Origin of the sequence: Streptomyces sp. NPDC017676 (assembly GCF_044329325.1) — a bacterium.
Taxonomy (GTDB): Bacteria; Actinomycetota; Actinomycetes; order Streptomycetales; family Streptomycetaceae; genus Streptomyces.
Window position 1 is genome coordinate 227885 of record NZ_JBIRJA010000003.1, and the last position, 16148, is coordinate 244032.

A 16148-nucleotide genomic window follows, 5' to 3' on the forward strand; every position below is an offset into this window, starting at 1 on the left:
GCTCGAAGGGCACTCTCCCACGGCCCCGGATCATGGCACCGAGCCGGTCTGCGAGGGCGCGGTCCCGGTTGCCGGTCATGTGCGGTCACGGACAACGGCGGTACGGCCACGGCCCCGAAGATCGAGCACCAGGACCAGGACGCCGAGCACGGCCGGGGACTGGGCATGGTCGCCATATCGAGGCGACCGCTCCCCCGTGCGAGTTGACGGCTGATAACTTGCAGCCTGCCGCGTGTGCGGCGCGGGGAGGCGGCGTGGGTGGGGAGACTGTGCGGGTCGGTGGCCGACACGTGGCCCTGGACCAGGCGAGGCAGTGGATATGGCAGTACTTCGACGCTGAGGCGAACCGCGCGGCTGCGGTCGTCGCGAAGGGCAGGCCGTATGCGTTCCCGGTCTACGACCGGATGGACACCGGAAGCGGGCCGGACGAACTCAACGACGGGGACCTGCTGGCACCGGCGCTGCTGAACGTCGCACCGAAGCTCCATGCCGTCCTGAACCTCCAAGCCGTGCGCCCGGACCTGGAGGCAGTGCTCGCGGCGATCCCGCCGAGGCTCACGCTGCAGGATGCGGTCGCGTCGGGCTCGCACGCGGAGCCATTGCGCCGTATCGGCAGGCTGCTCGACGGCCCGGCACCGCTCCGCGGGGTGGGCGGGACGATTCTGATGAAGATCATGCACCGCAAGCGTCCTCTGTTCCTGCCGCTCTACGACACCCAGGTCTACGCCTGCTACTGCGGGCCCGGTGCTCAGTATCCGATCAAGAAGTCGTCCCAGCGCACCTGGGCGGAGTTCCTCCAGCTCTTCGGCGCCGCCGTGGCGCGCGACCTGGACGAGCAGCCGGATACGTGGAAGACGCTGATGGGATGCGTCCCGGACGACGTGAGCGTGTTGCGCGTTCTGGACGTCGTCGCGTGGAACCTGGGAGGCGGGGTCGGGCCCCATTCCCCTGAGCCCGCCGACACGAGCGACGGCCCGGAGCAGTGAGACGTGACCGACCACCCCGCCCCTGCGACGGAACCGCCGGCCCCGGTCACCGACCAGCAGATCCACGATGCCCTCCGGCAGGCGCTGCTCACGGTGTGGACACGAGAGTCGGACCTGGTGAGCGAGGGTGTGAACGAGCGCGCCGTCATCGCCCGCGTCGCCCTTGCACTGCAGGCGGCCGTCACGTCCTGGGGCGGGCAGTGGCGAGTGGACGTCGAGTACGACCGGTGGCATCACCCCGAGTTCGGGGTGATCAAGAAAGCTCTGTACATTGACGGCTTCGGCGCGGCGGACCGCAGGCCCGTGTATCCCGATCTGATCCTTCATGACCCCCATGGCCGCTTCGAAGAGCGCAACCTGCTCGCTCTGGAGGCCAAGCGCGGGCGACCCCGGCCTCGTGATCGCGACTTCGACCTCGCCAAGCTCCGCGCATACCTGCGTGAGCTGCATTACCGTCAGGCCGCTTACCTGGAGTTCGATGGCTGTGGCGGACCGCCCCGGCTGCAATGGTTCGAGCTGCGAGACGGCCGAGTTCACGCCGTCGCTGTCAAGGATGGTTGGCTGTGGGGCGTGGGCCCGGGATCGGGCGTGGATCCAGGAGCGGGCGTCGATCCAGGATCTCAGGAGGCCCTTCCCGGGTTGTGACGGCCGCTAGGCCGATGCCTGGACAGCGGATTGGCCTGCGCCTGAGTCTGCGCCTGCGCCTGCGCCTGCGCCAAAGGGACCGGTCACCGCCGACGGGGGAATCGTCAGCTGACCCCGTCCAGCATCTCCATGAGCTCGTCGCAGTACAGCTGGAACGTTCGCTGTTCCACCGGCGTCACCACCGACATGCGGTTGTGGACCATGGGGTTGCGGACCTTCGCCAGGAGGGAGAAGCGTTCGTTCCAGTGGTTCTTGTCCTTCTTCAGGAGGGGGCCGAAGAGGTCCCAGTGGGAGGCCATCAGGTCGTACAGGTCCCGTGGGTAGGTGAAGTCCAGGATGCGGGTGGAGCCCTGTGCGCCGAAGGACCGCAGCTCCCGGGCTCTCAGCTCCTCGCAGTGGTCGAGCATGGGGACCAGCTTGGGGCGGACCCTGCGCAGCTCGGCCGGCCAGTCGGTGCCGTACCTGCCCTCGAAGGCCGACTCGACCAGGTCGCGCACGCGCCGCTCGACGGCCATCCAGTTGTCCCAGTGGCCCAGCTTGCGTCCGATGAGCATGAGGTACTGCTGGAAGTGGTCGGAGAAGGCCCGGTACGACCCCTCGTGCACCCTGACCAGCCCCTGCTGGAGCAGGACCTGTGCATCGTCCGGGGTCACGACGAGCTGTGGGCCGAGGACGACCTCCAGCAGCGCTCGGAGCCGGCCGTCCGCGCGCAGCAGTTCTTCCAGGTCGCGGTAGTAGTACTGGAACTCCGCCGGCAGGGCGTGCGCCAGCGCCTCGATCTCGTCCAGGAGGCGGACGGGGCCGCCCCGGACCGCGCTGCACACCCGGTCCAGCAGCACGCTCGCCAGGTACGGGTGGCCACCGGTCAGCTCGGCCAGTCGGGCGACGGCCGCGTCCGGGTCCTCGTCCGGTGCGCGGCCCGGCACCCGGGCGGCGAGCGCGCCGAGTTCGCTCGTGTCGAAGCAGGTCAGGAAGAGGGAGCGGAAGATTCCGGCGAAGGTGGACTCGTCGGGGTCGGCCATGTCCACGATCTCCCTCAGTTCGCGCCGGGAGGTGGTGACGAGGCCGATGTTCCAGTCCAGGTTGTAGGCGATCTCCCGCAGTGCCTGGAAGGTGCCCGGCTGGGACTTGAACACGTCGCGGGCGGCGTCGAACTCGTCCAGGATCAGCACGACCCGCCATCCGCGCCGCCGTACCAGCCGGAGGAACTCCTGGGTCTCGCTCTGCGCCTGCGCCCAGGGCAGGCCGGGCTCCACGGCCCTCTCGTACGCCTGCGTGGTGCGCCGGTCGATCTCGTCCGACCGCTCGGTGAGCAGTTCCCAGACGTCGTCGGAGAGCCTGCGGAACACCTGCTGGATGCCGGCCTGGGTCCGTACGTTCATCCAGACGGGCAGGAGCCGGGGGTACGTCTGGCGGGCTTCGGGGCGCATGAAGACGTGGTAGGCCAGGCTGGACTTGCCGATGCGCGGCGGGCCGATGATGGCGGTGGCGCCGGCGGTGGACTGGGAGAGGACCCGCTCCCGCAGGATCTCCATGGGGCTGGTCCGGCCGACGTGGCTGTCGCCGTGGACGGGGTGGCCGACGGTGGCGAAGGGGTTGCCCGGAGCACCGGCAGCGCGGGTGCCGGTCGTGAGGGTGCCGGTCGTGAGGCTGGCGGGATCACCGGGTGCCGCGGGAACGGCTTCGCCGGCCGTCGCGGCGGCGGAGTCACCGGGGGTCCCGGCCGTCGGGTCTGTCATGGGCCCTACGCCTTCCTCTGCCAGAGCCATTCCGCGAACAGCCCCACCTTGATCCGGTAGCGGTCCTCGGACTCTCGGACGATCACGTCGCGGCGCAGCAGGTCCTCGATGACCCGCGGGCCCTCCGGCAGTTCGCGGGCCTTGCGGCCGTCCAGGTGGAGGTCGCGGCGGTGTCCCGACAGGCTGCCCTTGAGCACTCCCAGCACGGTCTCGTCCGACAGGTCGCTGACGTCCGCGTCACCGGGGGTGAGCAGGTTGTCGAACTGCTCCTGGAGCAGGGCCCGGTCCCCGCTGACCAGCGCGGCAGCGACGTTGTCCACGTCGGCGGGGCCGATCAGCGGCTGGCGTTCGGCGTTCATGTGGTGGACGAGCCGGTTGCAGAACAGCTGGATGTAGTAGGGGCTGCGGGCGGTCAGTTCGATGACGCGCTGCACCGAGTCGCCGCGGTACCGGCTCTCCCCGTTCTCCAGGGCGATCGGTTCGGTGATCAGCGCCTTCGCGGGCCCTTCGTCCAGGTAGGACACCGGCTCCTGCCGGGCCACCTGGAACTCGTTCGGGAACGCCTTGAGGAAGCGCGGCATCAGGTCGTTGCCGACGACCACGCTGCTGAACAGCTTGCTCTCCAGCATGGCCTTCCACGACTTCATGAACTCCCGTGGGAGATCACCGCGTTCGATGGCGCCGTAGAGCACGGTGAACTCGTCCAGCAGCAGCACCATCCGCCAGTTGCGGTAAGCGTCGCTCCGCTGCATCCGCCGCAGGATGTCCCGCACGTAGTCGTCGAAGTGGATCTCCGGTGAGCCGCTGTCGATGAACTCCCTCAGCATCGGCCGGGAGAGGTTCAGGCCCGGCAGTCCTTCGTCCTCCAGCTGTTCAAGACGGCGGAAGAACGCGTTCGCGATCTTGTACAGCAGGTTGGCATGGGTCAGGTTGGTGGCGAGTTCGCCCATGCTGAACTTGGCGGCGAGCACCGGTGGTTTGAGCGCCTGGTGCAGATGGTGCAGGACCGACGACTTGCCGACGCGCTTCTGGCCGTAGATCACCACACACTTGGCGTCGGTCCGCTCCAGGGAGTCCACGAGTATCTGGATCAGCGGCCCGCGGCCGTAGAACATCTCCTCGTCGTAGACGGGAGCGCCCTCGGCGTAGGGGTTGCGGATCGGCTTCCAGTCCTGGGAGTCGTTCAGCCGCAGCGGCAGCGTGCGCGCCTCGGTGACGATGCGCCGGTCGGAGCGCACCATGAACTCCAGGCTGTAGTGCAGCGTGAGGACCTGTTCGGCTATGGCGCGCGGTGTCACCACCAGCGGGAGCGTGCAGGTCTCGGTCTGCTCGTCGCGCAGGCTGTGGGCGACCGGTATCGGCTCGGCCACCGGCTGGTAGTCGTCCGCGTTGTCCAGCACGCGCAGCATCACGTCGACGGCCGGGCTGCGCCGGGGCAGGTTCTTGACGCTGAGCTGCACATGGATGGTGGACGCCGCGCTGGGAGCGTAGCTGGACAGCACCTTGGTCACTTCGAGGTCCGTCGGCTCGGCGGCCCGCTGGACGTCCCGGAAGTGACCGGCGAGCGCCCGGTCCAGCTTGGTCAGCAGCGGTACCAGGTACTCCAGGCTCAGGCGGGTCGGGTACGTCTCGATGGTGGCGACCAGCTCGCGCACGGCGGTGCGGATCTTGGACTCCAGCCGCTCCTGCTCCAGGTACGAGGGCTGGTCCAGGTAGCCGTGGATGTCCGCCAGGGTGGTGGCCACCTTCTTGAGGCGGTCGATGTCGAGCGGCGTGGTGGGCGCGAGGTCCCTCGCGCGCTCCAGCAGCTGCTGGTCCTCGGCGAGGGCCCCCAGGGGTTCGCTGCGGTTCAGGGGCAGCTGGAGCGACTGGCGCTGCGCGTCCAGCTCCTGGCGCAGTTTGCGCAGGGCCTGCTGCCACCGCTCCGCGTAGACGTCGTGGACGCTGGACGAGTTGGCCTCGCCCAGGTAGTCGCAGAGCTGTCCGAGCAGGATGTCCCTGATGTGTGCCACGCGGAAGGTGCGCGAGACGATCTCCCTGCGCACCCGGTCCGAGCCACTGGCCATCAGGCTGAGCAGGCCGAACGTCAGGGGCCGGTGCAGGCTCTCGTCCTCCAGCACCCATTGCAGGCACTTCTCGAACGTCGGGCGGGACTCCGGCTGCGGCGAGTCCGGGTCGAGGTACGACAGGACGTACTGCTTGACCTTCAGCTCGCCCATGTCGTCCCACCCGCCCAGCGCGACCGCTTCGGCGTAGTAGGTGCGCGTGACGTCCCCGGGCCGGCGCTCGGCCGTGCACAGATCGCCCATGGCCGCCCCGAAGCTGCGCAGCGACTTGCGGAAGCGGTCGTCCTCGGACTGGTTGAGGTCCCGCAGGATGCGGGCGGCCGACAGGTTGTAGGCGGCGCGGTCCGCGGACCGCCGCGATCCCAGCGTGCGGATCAGGTCGTCCAGCTCCTGGACGTCCCGCTCGCTGAGAGTGCCTTCCTGCACGCGGGCCGGGTTGACCCCGGCGTGTTCGCAGCGGTCCAGGTGCAGCAGGAGGATGGGGCTGATGGAGCCGGGCTGCTCCGGCTTCCAGTCGCTCTTGGCGAGCAGCTGGTCGATCTTGTCCCAGATGCCTGAGCGTTCGGCCTTCTCGACCTCTTCCCAGAGGCTGCGGAACTCCGGGTTGCGGGGACCGTGGTTGAGCAGGCGCTGCGCCGCGCCCTTCGCCCGCTCGGCGTCCCGGAGCCTGCGGTACAGCACGATCAGGCGCTTGAGCAGGCCGGTCCGGGTCTGCTTGGAGTGCTCCCGCTTCAGCAGGTCCTCCAGCAGGCGGGCGGCCTCGTCCCAGTTGCCCGTGTCGCTCAGGATCGTGATGATCATGTTCTGGTGCGGCAGGGTGTCCTGGACGACGACGCCCGGATCGCGCAGCAGCTCCAGCGCCTCGACGCTGCGCTTGTAGCGGTGCAGGCCCCAGGCGAGACTGCGCCGGGCCCGCTCGTTGTTCGGGTCCTCCGTCAGGGCCTGACGGTAGAGCTGCTCGGCCTTGGGCCAGTCCTTCTCCTGGGTGTCGGCGTGCTGTGCCCGTGCGTAGGCGGAGCGATGGCCCCGGATCAGTTGTGCCTGGGCCGTGCGCCTGGATGCCGGGCCGGCCAGTGTCCGCGCGGCCTTCTCCCGCTGGGCGGTCTCGGTGATCTCCAGCAGTTCGACGTGGCCGGGATGGCTCGCCAGGGCGTTCTGCGCGATTTTCAACGCGGCGTCCAGGTTCCCCTGGTTGAGCTGGTTGCGGGCGGCCGCCACATGCAGCTGGGGCTCTTTGGGGCCGGGTGCGGACCGGCCGGCCGGTGGCCGGGGCCCGGGGGTGTGGGGTACGGCCACGGCCTGAGCGGGTGCCGGCCCGCCGGGGGCCGGGTGCACCGGGTGCGTCCGAGGGGCGCCGGTCGCCGCGGAGGACGACGGCGTCCGCGGTGGGGTGGGGGGGCCGCCGTCCGCGCCCGGTTCGAGGGCCGTCAGGACCTGGCGGAGGTCATCGAGGGTGGGGGCCGGCGCGGACAGCAGCGGTTCCAGCGGTGCGGCCCGCTCCGGGGACACCCGGGACAGGAGGTACAGGCCGGCCCGGGTGGCCACCCACCGCTGCCCCGGGCTCTCCTGCTCCGCGGCGCCGAGCACCGGAGCCGCCGCGCCGACGTCGCCCTCCTGGAGGACCAGGGCGAGGAACAGCCGGAGCAGCAGATCGTCGCTGTGGTCGGCCGGGCTGTGCCGCAGCCCCTCACCGAGCGCCGTGATCGCTTCCCGGACGTGGCCGTTGCGTATCCGCAGCACCGCCAGGTCCCACACGTACCGGTTGCCGCAGTACAGGGCCTCCGTCATCCACGCCTCGGCCTGGCGCCGGGCCGCCTCCGTGCCGACCCGTTCCAGGAGCAGCAGTGCGGCGAGGTGGAACGCCGGTGGGTAGTCGCACGCGTCGGCGGCGGCCGCCAGATCACGTAACGCCCCCGGCACGCGCGACGGTTCGCCTAACTTACGGGCGGAATCCAGGCGGTTCTTGGCCCGGTTGATGTGCCCCTCGATCTGCTTGGCCTCGGTGTACCCCAGCTCGAAGTCCGGGTCGAGGCCGAACACCGGGGTGGTCAGCCGGGCTTGGCCGACATCCGTCGCGAACTCGGCCGCCAGCGCGTCCCAGGCGGCGGACAGCACCACGGGAGCGGGAGGCGGTGGCGGGTCCGGCGCTGCCGGTGGATCCGGCGCGACGGCCCTGGCGCCCGGCACGGCGGGGCTCATGGCCTCCACCTGCTCGATCGCGGTGGCCTGCAACAGGGTGGGTCCCGTTTCGGTGACGAGCACCAGGCTGTCGGGACCGACGGCCTCCAGACGCCCCCGAGCGGACCGTCCCCCGGAAAGATAGACCACGACATGCGTACCCACGGGGTACCACTGCTGGATCATCCCCAAGTCCACATGAGCACCATAGCCCAGCTCACACGTGGAGGAACCAGGAAGAACAGCGGAGAATCCGCGCGTGCACGGGATGCCCTCCCGGTGGCCCGCGACCTGCCGAACCACCCTCACGCAGACGGACGATCACCCGGTACGTCGGTGGGCGGACGCCGTCTCGCATCACCCCGGTTCCCGTACGGGCTCGGCGCTGGACCGGGCCGGGAGCGTGCATCACCCCGGTTCCCGCACGGGCTCCGCGCTGGACCGGGCCGGGACCCGGCCGGCGGCCGTAGCCAGCGCCAGCGTCATGCACAGCGAACCCGCCGCCATCGCGGTCATCGCCGTGGCCGGCGAGGTGAACTGGGCCAGCGCACCGGCCAGCGCAGCGCTCACGCCCTGGAAGGTCAGCATGCCGGCCGAGTGCAGCCCCAGCGCCTGGCCGGCCTGGTCGCCGGGGGTCAGGCTCATCAACCGCTCCTGCTGGACCAGGCTCGCGCCGAAACCGGCGGAGGCCACGGTCACGCAGACCACCGCCACCGGCACCGACGGGTGCGCGAAGAACACCAGGTACGGCGTCGCGAGCAGCAGCAGGAGCGGGGTGGCCAGCCGGCGCCGGACCGCGGGTGGCAACAGCCGGCCCACCGTCACGTCCCCGGCGAACATGCCGAGCGCGGCACACGCGAACAGGGTGCCGGCCGCGTGCGGGGCGTACGACACGTAGAGGGACTCGCAGCCGACGACCATGCCGTTGGGCAGCCACAGGCCCAGGTAGGTGAGGCGGCGCGGGCGGGACGACCACAGCTCGGCGTTGGCGCGCCAGGTCGCCGACGGGGAGGGGCGGCCCGTGGCCCGGGGCGGACGCGCGGTCAGGCCGAGACGCAGGACGAGCGCCGCCGTCAGGTACAGGGCCGCGGCCAACAGCAGACAGGCCCGCGGGGAGAGGGTGGCGAGCAGGGCGCCGCCGGTGGCGAACCCGGCGATCTGCATGAGCCCGCTCATCATGTTGAACAGCGAACGCCCGGGCAGGTAGCCGTCCTTGGCGAGGATCTCGTTCAGCAGGCCCCAGCGGACCCCGCCCCCGAGGGACGCGACCAGACCCAGGACCAGGACCACGGTGAACAGCGCGCCGAGCGGCAGACCGGGCAGCGCCTGCACCGCCGTGCCGGCGGCGAAGGCCAGCGAGATCGCGGCGAGGGTCGTGCGCGGGGGCAGTCGGTCGGCGCCGGAGAGCAGGAAGGTCGCGCCGAGCACCTGGGCGAGGGACGGGCCGAACATGCTCAGCGCCGACAGGAGGGGGGAGCCGGTCGCCCGGTGGACGAGCGTGCCGAGGGCGAGGCCGCCGACGGTCCCGGCGGCGGTCTGGGCGGCGGCGCCGAGGAAGAGCGGGGTGAACTCGGGGATGCGGAACAGGGGGCGGTAGCCGGTCATGTCCCGGAGTCTCGGGCGGGCCGCAGCGGGCTCGTTATTGTTTCGCCGTCGTGCGAAAGGTCCGTGTACGAAGGGTCCGTACACGAAGGATCCGTAGGCGGAAGGTCCGTACGCGGCGTACGAGGAGGCGCTCGTGGGGTGGTGGCAGCTCAACGCGGACACCCTGGCCCGGAGCCGGTTCGTCATCTCGCCGCTCGCCGAGACCTTCGCCGGGCTCAAGCTGCTGCACGCCGGGCGGGGGACGCATCCCGGTGAGCACTCCTGGCTGGGCACGCACCTGCCCGCCTACCGGGACAGGCTCGCGGCCGACCCGGTGACGGCCCGGCTGGTGCGGGCGGGGCTGGGGCGGGAGTGGATCGCCGACTTCCTCACACCCACGCCCCGCGACGGCGAGAGCCTCCGGGACGGGATCGCCCGCGTCCGCGCCACCCGGCCGGCGGACGCCCGCGCGCACCTGCGGCTCTCCCTGGCCGGACCGCTGCCCGTCGAGCTGGACCGGGACGACCTGCCCGAGCGGGCGGCCGTACTGCTGGAGTGGGTGTGGGAGGAGGCCGTACGACCGTACTGGGCGCGGCGCCGGCGGGTGCTGGAGGCGGATGTGGTGGCGCGGACCACGCAGGCGAGCCGGGGCGGCTGGGCGAGCGTGCTGGACTCCCTGCGGCCGGGCGGCACGCGGTGGCTCGGGGAGAACCGGTTCCAGATCAACCTGCACGAGTATCCGCCCCGCGAGATCTCCGGCGCCGAGCTGGTGTTCGTGCCGGTGACCGCGCAGCACACGGGCTGGGTCGCCTGGGAGGACGATGAGCGGTACGCCGTGGTCTACCCCTGTGATGGTGTCCTGGCCGGGGACGGCGACCGGGTGGTGCCCACCGGGCTGAGCGCGCTGCTCGGGCCGGGCCGGGCAGCGGTGCTGGTCCTCCTCGGCTCCCCCCTGAGCACCACCCAGCTGACCGCCGTGACCGGGCAGGGGCTGGGCTCGGTGGGCCGGCACCTCAAGGTGCTCCGGGAGGCGGGCCTGGTGACGCGACGACGGGCCGGGCGGTCGGTGCTGTACGCACGGACGGCGGCCGGCGACGTCCTGGTCGAGGCGGGGCAGGCGGCCGGCGACGTCCTGGTCGAGGCGGGGCGGGGGGCTCGGTGACGTGACGTACGGGGGCCGGTGACGTTTGCACCCGGGAGCCGGGGACGCGCTGGGCGCAGTCAGGCAGAGGAGGGGCCGGGGACGCGCTCGGCGAAGCCAGGCAAGGGAGCCGGGGACGCGCTCGGTGAGGCCGGGCGGGGGTGTGGAGAGGCGGCGGGGCTAGCATCCGGGCATGACGACTACTGAGCACAGCGGCTCCCCGCTGGACGTCGAGATCGAGGCCCTCCAGGGCGGCTCCGCGGATCTGTCGCGGTTCGCGGGCAAGGCCGTCCTCATCGTGAACGTGGCCTCCAAGTGCGGGCTGACCCCGCAGTACACCGGGCTGGAGAAGCTGCAGGAGCGGTACGCCGAGCAGGGCTTCACCGTGCTGGGCGTGCCCTGCAACCAGTTCCTCGGGCAGGAGCCCGGCACCGCCGAGGAGATCGCGGAGTTCTGCTCGGCGACCTACGGCGTGACCTTCCCGCTGACGGAGAAGGTGGAGGTGAACGGGCCGGGCCGGCATCCGCTGTACGAGCGGCTCGTGGGCTTCGCCGACGCCGAGGGGCACAGCGGGGACATCCGCTGGAACTTCGAGAAGTTCTTGATCGGCCGGGACGGTCAGGTCGTCGCGCGGTTCTCGCCGCAGACCGAGCCGGAGTCGGCCGAGGTCGTCTCCGCGATCGAGGCCCAGCTCGGCTGAGCACGGCTCGGGCCTCCCGGTGGCCCGGTGGAAGGCGGTGAGCCCTCTCGGCAAGGACGGCGACTGGTCGAGAGGGCTCTCCTGGTGGTGCGTGTGCAGTTGTTGTCCGGACCAGGGTCAGGGAGAACCCCTCACGCCTTGACCGAGGACACGAAGGCGTTCCACGCGTCGGCGGGGAAGGCCAGGATCGGGCCCTCGGGCGTCTTGGAGTCGCGAACGGCGAGTTCGGCGGCGGTGGGCGACTTGACCTCGACGCAGGCGCCGTTGCCCGCGGAATAGGAAGACTTCATCCACGTCTCCGAAGCGCCCTGAATCAGTGCCATGTCCACTCCTGTTGCGAGTTGCGGTAGTGCGGTTCACGCCAACCATGTCGTCTGACTGGCGTGATCGACGCTACCGGGCAACTGCGCGCCGCGGAGGAGTCGTTCACTCAACCGGATGGCATATTCCAGGTGAGCCTTCCATTGGAGTGGACCGGCGGTGTACGATCCCGCGCCCTGCGTGACAGCGCCTCAGTCCGCGTACAGCTTCGCCACGTCCGCGATGAACTTCCGGGACGCCTCCACGTTGAGGGACTGCGCCCGCAGATGCTCGTACATCACGGCGTACTTCTGCACGTCCTGCGCCTTCTCCAGGTACAGGTCGCTGGTCACGCCCTCCAGGTACACCACGCTGGAGTCGGCCGCGTCGGCGAACTCCAGGATCGCGTACTGGCCGTTGAGCCCCGGATGCGCGCCCACGTCGAAGGGCAGCACCTGCACGGTGACGTGCGGGAGCTGCGACATCTCGATCAGGTGCTCCAGCTGTTCCCGCATCACCAGCCGGCTGCCCACGACCCGCTTCAGCGCGGCCTCGTCGAGCACCACCCACAGCCGCAGCGGGTTGGCCTGGGCGGTGATACGTTCCTGTCGGCGCATCCGCACCTGGACACGCTTCTCGATCTCCGCGGTCGACGTCTCCGGCAACGCGCCCTGCACCAGCGCCTCGGCGTAGGCTCGGGTCTGCAACAGTCCCGTCACCAACTGGGGTTCGTACACCCGCAGCGACTCGGCGTCCGTCTCCAGACCGATGTACACGCTGTACGGGATGTCGCCGAAGGTGTGCCACCAGCCCTGCTGTCTGGAATCCCGGGCCATCTCCATCAGCGAGTCGACGATCCGCTGGTCCTCGACCTCGTACACCCCGCACAGATCGCGCACGTCGCGCTGGCTGATGCTCCTCCGGCCGTTCTCCAGCCGACTGATCTTCGACTGCGACACCAGCAGCCGCTCCGCCACCTCTTCGGCCGTCATGCCCTTGAGCTCACGGAGCCTGCGCAGCTCCTGGCCCAGCCGGCGCCGCCTGACGGTGGGATTGACATTGGACGCCACGGGACGCGCACCTCCGGCTGCCTGCCTGTTGCTTAACACTTTGCGTATCTGCTGTTGAGCAGACTGCCACCAAGGTGCTTTCTACCGCTGGGAAACCGTGGATATGCAGCCGGGGACGCGGTCGAGCGGGGCGGCGAGACCACAAGGGTCTCACCGCCCCGCTCGGACCTGCGGCTCCCGAACCGGGTCTGTAGGGCCGGGGTTGCGGCTCAGTGGGCCACGGCACGCGCCATGGACCCGCGACGCGGCTGCGTCGGGATCCCGCGCGCGGGTTCCGGCGCGGACCTGGCGCCGGGCGCGGCCTGCCGGCCGGCCGGGGCCGGGCCACGACGCGGCTGGGCTGCCGCCGCGCCGTTCTGCACGTCCATGACGGCGTGGGCGACGAGCCCGCCCATGGGGTCGTGCCGGATCAGATCCCGCAACCGGGACCGGGACGACCGGCCCTCGTTCCCGGGATACAGGTGCTTGCCGAGCCCGACGGCGTGCGCCAGGGCGGCGAGCGCCGCGGTCCGCGGGTCCGGCGGCACGCCGGTGCGGATCGCGGAATCCAGCCGGGAGCGGATCTCCCGGCTGATGGCGGTGTCCGTCGCCTGGTAACGCGTCGTCGGCAGGACCCCGCACATCTGGCCGGGTACGGCGGCGACCATGCCGCACCGCTCCAGATGCGAGAGGTAGGTCTGCCTGAGCCCCAGCCGGGGCCCGCCGATCCAGTGGACGGCACGCACGGGAGCGCCACGCCTTCGCAGCAACTCCAACGCGCAGTCCAGAGTCGGATCTCCTGTCGGCCGTGGCACCACCACGGCGATACGATCCCCGTCTGGGGCTATCCGTCCGGCCAGCGCCAGCTCCACTAGCTGTGCACCGGCCAGACCGAGGTCGAGCGACTGCGGCTGCGCAGTGGTACCCGTGGCCGGGTCCAGTGCGAGCAACAGAAGCTCCTCCGGAAGTGTTCTGCGGCTCCTGCCCATCCATGCCTCCCCGCGTGGATGAATGACAGGGTGACCCCTCTCACATTGGTCTGTCGAGGGTGCGTGACCGGTTCGTGAGGGAACCGGTAGGTATGTCGTTCTCGTCTACCGCAGGGGCCAAGCCCTCACACAGGACACTGGTACATGGTTCGGACAGGGCGCGCGCGTAGGCGTGCGGCGCATGGAGGAGGCATCGGTGGCGGGCGAGTCCCCCGACAGGTCGAAGCAGCGCGAGTCGTCGGCGGAACCGACGTCGGGGAGCGCGGGTTCGGTTCCCGAGGCGCGCGATCCGCGTCTCGCGGTGTCCCGCGAACGGAAGTCCTCGGGCGGCGACACGGCGACGAAGGTCCTGACGGTACGACCCGAAACCCCGACCTCGCGGGAGCAGTCCGCCGACCCCGAGGACACCGCCCTCCAGGCGGCGGTGTCGACCTGGGTACGCGAACCGAGCCCGGACGCACCTGCGAACGCCGACGGCACCGACGGCACCGACGACACCCACGAGAAGGGCGCGAAGGCTGACGCTCCGTCCGAGGGGGAGTCGGCCGACGCCGGGAACGAGGCGAAGGCGTCGTCCGGCCCGGAGGGCGAGACCGAGGGACCGTCTGACGCGGATGCGGACGCGGACGCGGATGCGGACACGGACGGGGACGGGGACGGGGAGACCGAGGCGGAGGCCCCTGCCGACGCGAAGGCCAAGTCTGACGCCCCGTCTGCCACGGACCGAGGGGACGAGGCGGACGCGGACGCGGAGAGCGGGGCGGACGCAGACGCAGAGGCGAAGAGCGCGGCGGAGGGCGAGGCGGCTGCGGGCGCGGCGGCTGAGGGCGAGGACGGCCCGGAGGCCGCCGACGGCGGGGACGCCCCACAGGGGCCACCCGCAGGCGACGACGAGAGCCGCACGGGTGGTGCGGGTGGGAACACGGACGCCGAGGGCGGAGCCGAGGCGGCGGACGGCGACGAGCCCCGCACGGAGCCCTCCGTCAAGGACACCGGCGCCAAGGACACCGCCCCCGAGGACACCGGCGCCGAGAACCCCGCCGCCAGGGACACCGGCGTGGACCAGCCCACCACCGTCTTCAAGGCCGTCCACCCCAAGACACCCCCCGTCGACCAGCCGACGACCATGCTCAAGGTCGGCGGCAAGCCGGAAGGCAAGCCGAAGACTCCCGAGTCCGACTCCGGACAGTCCGACCCCGAACGCACCAGCAAGTTCGTCGCGCTCAAGGACGACCTGCGCAAGCCGGCCGCCGGGGCCAAGACCCCGGACGCCACCACGCCCGTCCCGCAGGTCGGCCCCGAGCGCACCACCCAGCAGCCGCTCCCGCCCAAGCCCCCGCTGGACCTGCTGGCGGAGCTGACGAACACGCCCCCGCCCCCGGAGACCCCGGTCCGCACGCTCGTGCGGCGAATCAAGATCTGGACCCCGCTGGTCCTGCTGCTCGCGATCATCTTTGCGGTCGTACAGGCCGTGCGCCCGCTGCCGACGCCCACCCTCGCGCTCACCGGCAAGGACAGCTACACCTTCGCCGGCGACCGCACCCAGTTGCCCTGGCCCGGCGAGGGCCAGGGCTGGATGGACGTGGACGGCGTGGGCACGATGGGGCATTTCGGCAAGCAGACCCCCGTGGCCATCGGCTCGGTCGCCAAGACCATGACGGCGTACATCGTCCTCAAGGACCACCCGCTGAAGCCGGGCCAGGAGGGCCCGAAGATCAAGGTCGACCCGACGGCGGAGAAGGAGGGCGGCTACAACAAGGCCGGCGAGTCGACGCTCGACACCGTCAAGGCCGGTGACACCCTCACCGAGAAGCAGGCCCTGTCGGCCGTCCTGATCCCCTCCGCCAACAACATCGCGCGGCTGCTCGCGCGCTGGGACGCGGGCTCGGAGGCGGCGTTCGTCAAGAAGATGAACGCCACCGCCAAGGAACTGGGGATGACCGGCACGACGTACACCGACCCCTCGGGGCTGAAGGAGACCACCGTCTCCACGGCCGAGGACCAGGTGAAGCTGGGCCGCGCGTTCGTGAAGGTCCCGGCCCTGGTCGCGATCAGCAGCGCGGCGAGCTGGACGGACCCCTCCGGCAAGTTCTGGCCGAACTACAACGAGCTGCCGTACCGCATCGGCGCGATCGGCATCAAGACCGGCAGCACCACCGCGGCCGGCGGCAACCTGCTGTTCGCCTCCCGCAAGCAGGTCGGCGGGCAGACGGTGACGATCGTCGGCGCGATCCTCGGCCAGCACAAGCGGGAGATCCTCCAGACGGTCAACCAGGTCAGCAAGACGGCGCTGCTCGCCGCCCAGGACGCGCTGACCTCGGCGAAGATCGTGAAGAAGGGGGACGTCGTCGGGTACGTGGACGACCGGCTGGGTGGCCGTACCCCGGTCGTGGTGACCAAGGACGTCACGGCGGCCGGCTGGGCCGGGATGAAGGTGGAGCTGTCCTTCGCGTCCGGGACCGTGCCGCACAGCGCGAAGGCCGGCACCCGGGTCGGGACACTCACCGTGGGCGACGGTACGGCCGGTGCGGTGAAGGTCCCGGTGGCCCTCCAGAAGGACCTGACCGAGCCCGGTATCGGCGCCAGGCTGACCCGGCTGGGCTGACCGGCCGGGCCCGGCCGTACGCCCCCGCCCGCCCGGCCGTACGCCCCCGCCCGCCCGGCCCCGTCCCCCCCGCGCACCCCGTCATGGAGCCCCCACCCGGGAGCCCCGTGGCGGGGTGCGTGCTAGCGTCACGAATCGGGGCAGGTCGCCGGTCCCGGGACAGGGC

The 16148-nt window shown here is 71.1% G+C and carries 11 protein-coding genes and 1 pseudogene; 6 read left to right on the plus strand and 6 right to left on the minus strand.

From position 1 onward, the window contains the following. Nucleotides 1–81: 81 nt before the first annotated feature. From ACH4LD_RS08660 to ACH4LD_RS08670, 3 genes and pseudogenes are all read left to right on the plus strand, one after another. Nucleotides 82–186 (plus strand): annotated as a pseudogene (locus ACH4LD_RS08660) (ATP-binding protein); the annotation flags it as partial. Between the two features lie 104 nt (nt 187–290). Beyond that, nucleotides 291–986, plus strand: a complete 696-nt coding sequence (locus tag ACH4LD_RS08665; protein WP_398055478.1) for a DUF6308 family protein — start codon at nt 291–293, stop codon at nt 984–986. A gap of 3 nt (nt 987–989) precedes the next feature. Next, entirely contained in the window at nt 990–1631 is a 642-nt protein-coding gene (locus ACH4LD_RS08670) for a hypothetical protein (protein WP_398055479.1), read from the plus strand. Between the two features lie 104 nt (nt 1632–1735). On the opposite strand, the gene ACH4LD_RS08675 is transcribed toward ACH4LD_RS08670, so the two are convergent. From ACH4LD_RS08675 to ACH4LD_RS08685, 3 genes are all read right to left on the minus strand, one after another. Further along, entirely contained in the window at nt 1736–3370 is a 1635-nt protein-coding gene (locus tag ACH4LD_RS08675; protein ID WP_398055480.1) for an ATP-binding protein, read from the minus strand. Between the two features lie 5 nt (nt 3371–3375). Continuing rightward, the gene (locus ACH4LD_RS08680; RefSeq protein ID WP_398055481.1) at nt 3376–7812 is read right to left on the minus strand and encodes a cold-shock protein; all 4437 of its coding nucleotides are present in this window, start codon (nt 7810–7812) and stop codon (nt 3376–3378) included. 210 nt (nt 7813–8022) lie between these two features. Next, nucleotides 8023–9219 carry an MFS transporter gene (locus ACH4LD_RS08685; RefSeq protein ID WP_398055482.1) on the minus strand — a complete coding sequence of 399 codons (1197 nt, stop codon included), beginning with the start codon at nt 9217–9219 and terminating at the stop codon, nt 8023–8025. Nucleotides 9220–9352: 133 nt separating this feature from the next. On the opposite strand from ACH4LD_RS08685, the gene ACH4LD_RS08690 reads away from it, so the two are divergent. Together ACH4LD_RS08690 and ACH4LD_RS08695 are read left to right on the plus strand one after the other, a co-directional pair. After that, nucleotides 9353–10360, plus strand: coding sequence for an ArsR/SmtB family transcription factor (locus ACH4LD_RS08690; protein ID WP_398055483.1), 1008 nt, complete (start codon nt 9353–9355; stop codon nt 10358–10360). A 172-nt stretch (nt 10361–10532) separates the two neighbouring features. After that, the gene (locus ACH4LD_RS08695; RefSeq protein WP_103809846.1) at nt 10533–11039 is read left to right on the plus strand and encodes a glutathione peroxidase; all 507 of its coding nucleotides are present in this window, start codon (nt 10533–10535) and stop codon (nt 11037–11039) included. 131 nt (nt 11040–11170) lie between these two features. On the opposite strand, the gene ACH4LD_RS08700 is transcribed toward ACH4LD_RS08695, so the two are convergent. The 3 genes from ACH4LD_RS08700 to ACH4LD_RS08710 all read right to left on the minus strand — a co-directional run bounded on the left by ACH4LD_RS08700 (nt 11171) and on the right by ACH4LD_RS08710 (nt 13377). Next, nucleotides 11171–11362: a DUF397 domain-containing protein gene (locus ACH4LD_RS08700; protein WP_030642837.1), complete on the minus strand. Its 192-nt coding sequence runs from the start codon at nt 11360–11362 to the stop codon at nt 11171–11173. Nucleotides 11363–11551: 189 nt separating this feature from the next. Next, nucleotides 11552–12409, minus strand: coding sequence for a helix-turn-helix transcriptional regulator (locus ACH4LD_RS08705; RefSeq protein ID WP_015493273.1), 858 nt, complete (start codon nt 12407–12409; stop codon nt 11552–11554). A 209-nt stretch (nt 12410–12618) separates the two neighbouring features. After that, nucleotides 12619–13377: a GPP34 family phosphoprotein gene (locus ACH4LD_RS08710; protein ID WP_398055484.1), complete on the minus strand. Its 759-nt coding sequence runs from the start codon at nt 13375–13377 to the stop codon at nt 12619–12621. Between the two features lie 181 nt (nt 13378–13558). On the opposite strand from ACH4LD_RS08710, the gene ACH4LD_RS08715 reads away from it, so the two are divergent. Further along, complete coding sequence (locus ACH4LD_RS08715) at nt 13559–15982, plus strand: D-alanyl-D-alanine carboxypeptidase (protein WP_398055485.1); 2424 nt, start codon at nt 13559–13561, stop codon at nt 15980–15982. Nucleotides 15983–16148 lie beyond the last annotated feature (166 nt).

Coding starts and splice junctions, on each gene's coding strand:
- ACH4LD_RS08675 (WP_398055480.1), bottom strand. CDS start 3,370: ATGACAGACCCGACGGCCGGGACCCCCGGTGACTCCGCCGCCGCGACG.
- ACH4LD_RS08685 (WP_398055482.1), bottom strand. CDS start 9,219: ATGACCGGCTACCGCCCCCTGTTCCGCATCCCCGAGTTCACCCCGCTC.
- ACH4LD_RS08695 (WP_103809846.1), top strand. CDS start 10,533: ATGACGACTACTGAGCACAGCGGCTCCCCGCTGGACGTCGAGATCGAG.
- ACH4LD_RS08700 (WP_030642837.1), bottom strand. CDS start 11,362: ATGGCACTGATTCAGGGCGCTTCGGAGACGTGGATGAAGTCTTCCTAT.
- ACH4LD_RS08710 (WP_398055484.1), bottom strand. CDS start 13,377: ATGGGCAGGAGCCGCAGAACACTTCCGGAGGAGCTTCTGTTGCTCGCA.
- ACH4LD_RS08715 (WP_398055485.1), top strand. CDS start 13,559: ATGGAGGAGGCATCGGTGGCGGGCGAGTCCCCCGACAGGTCGAAGCAG.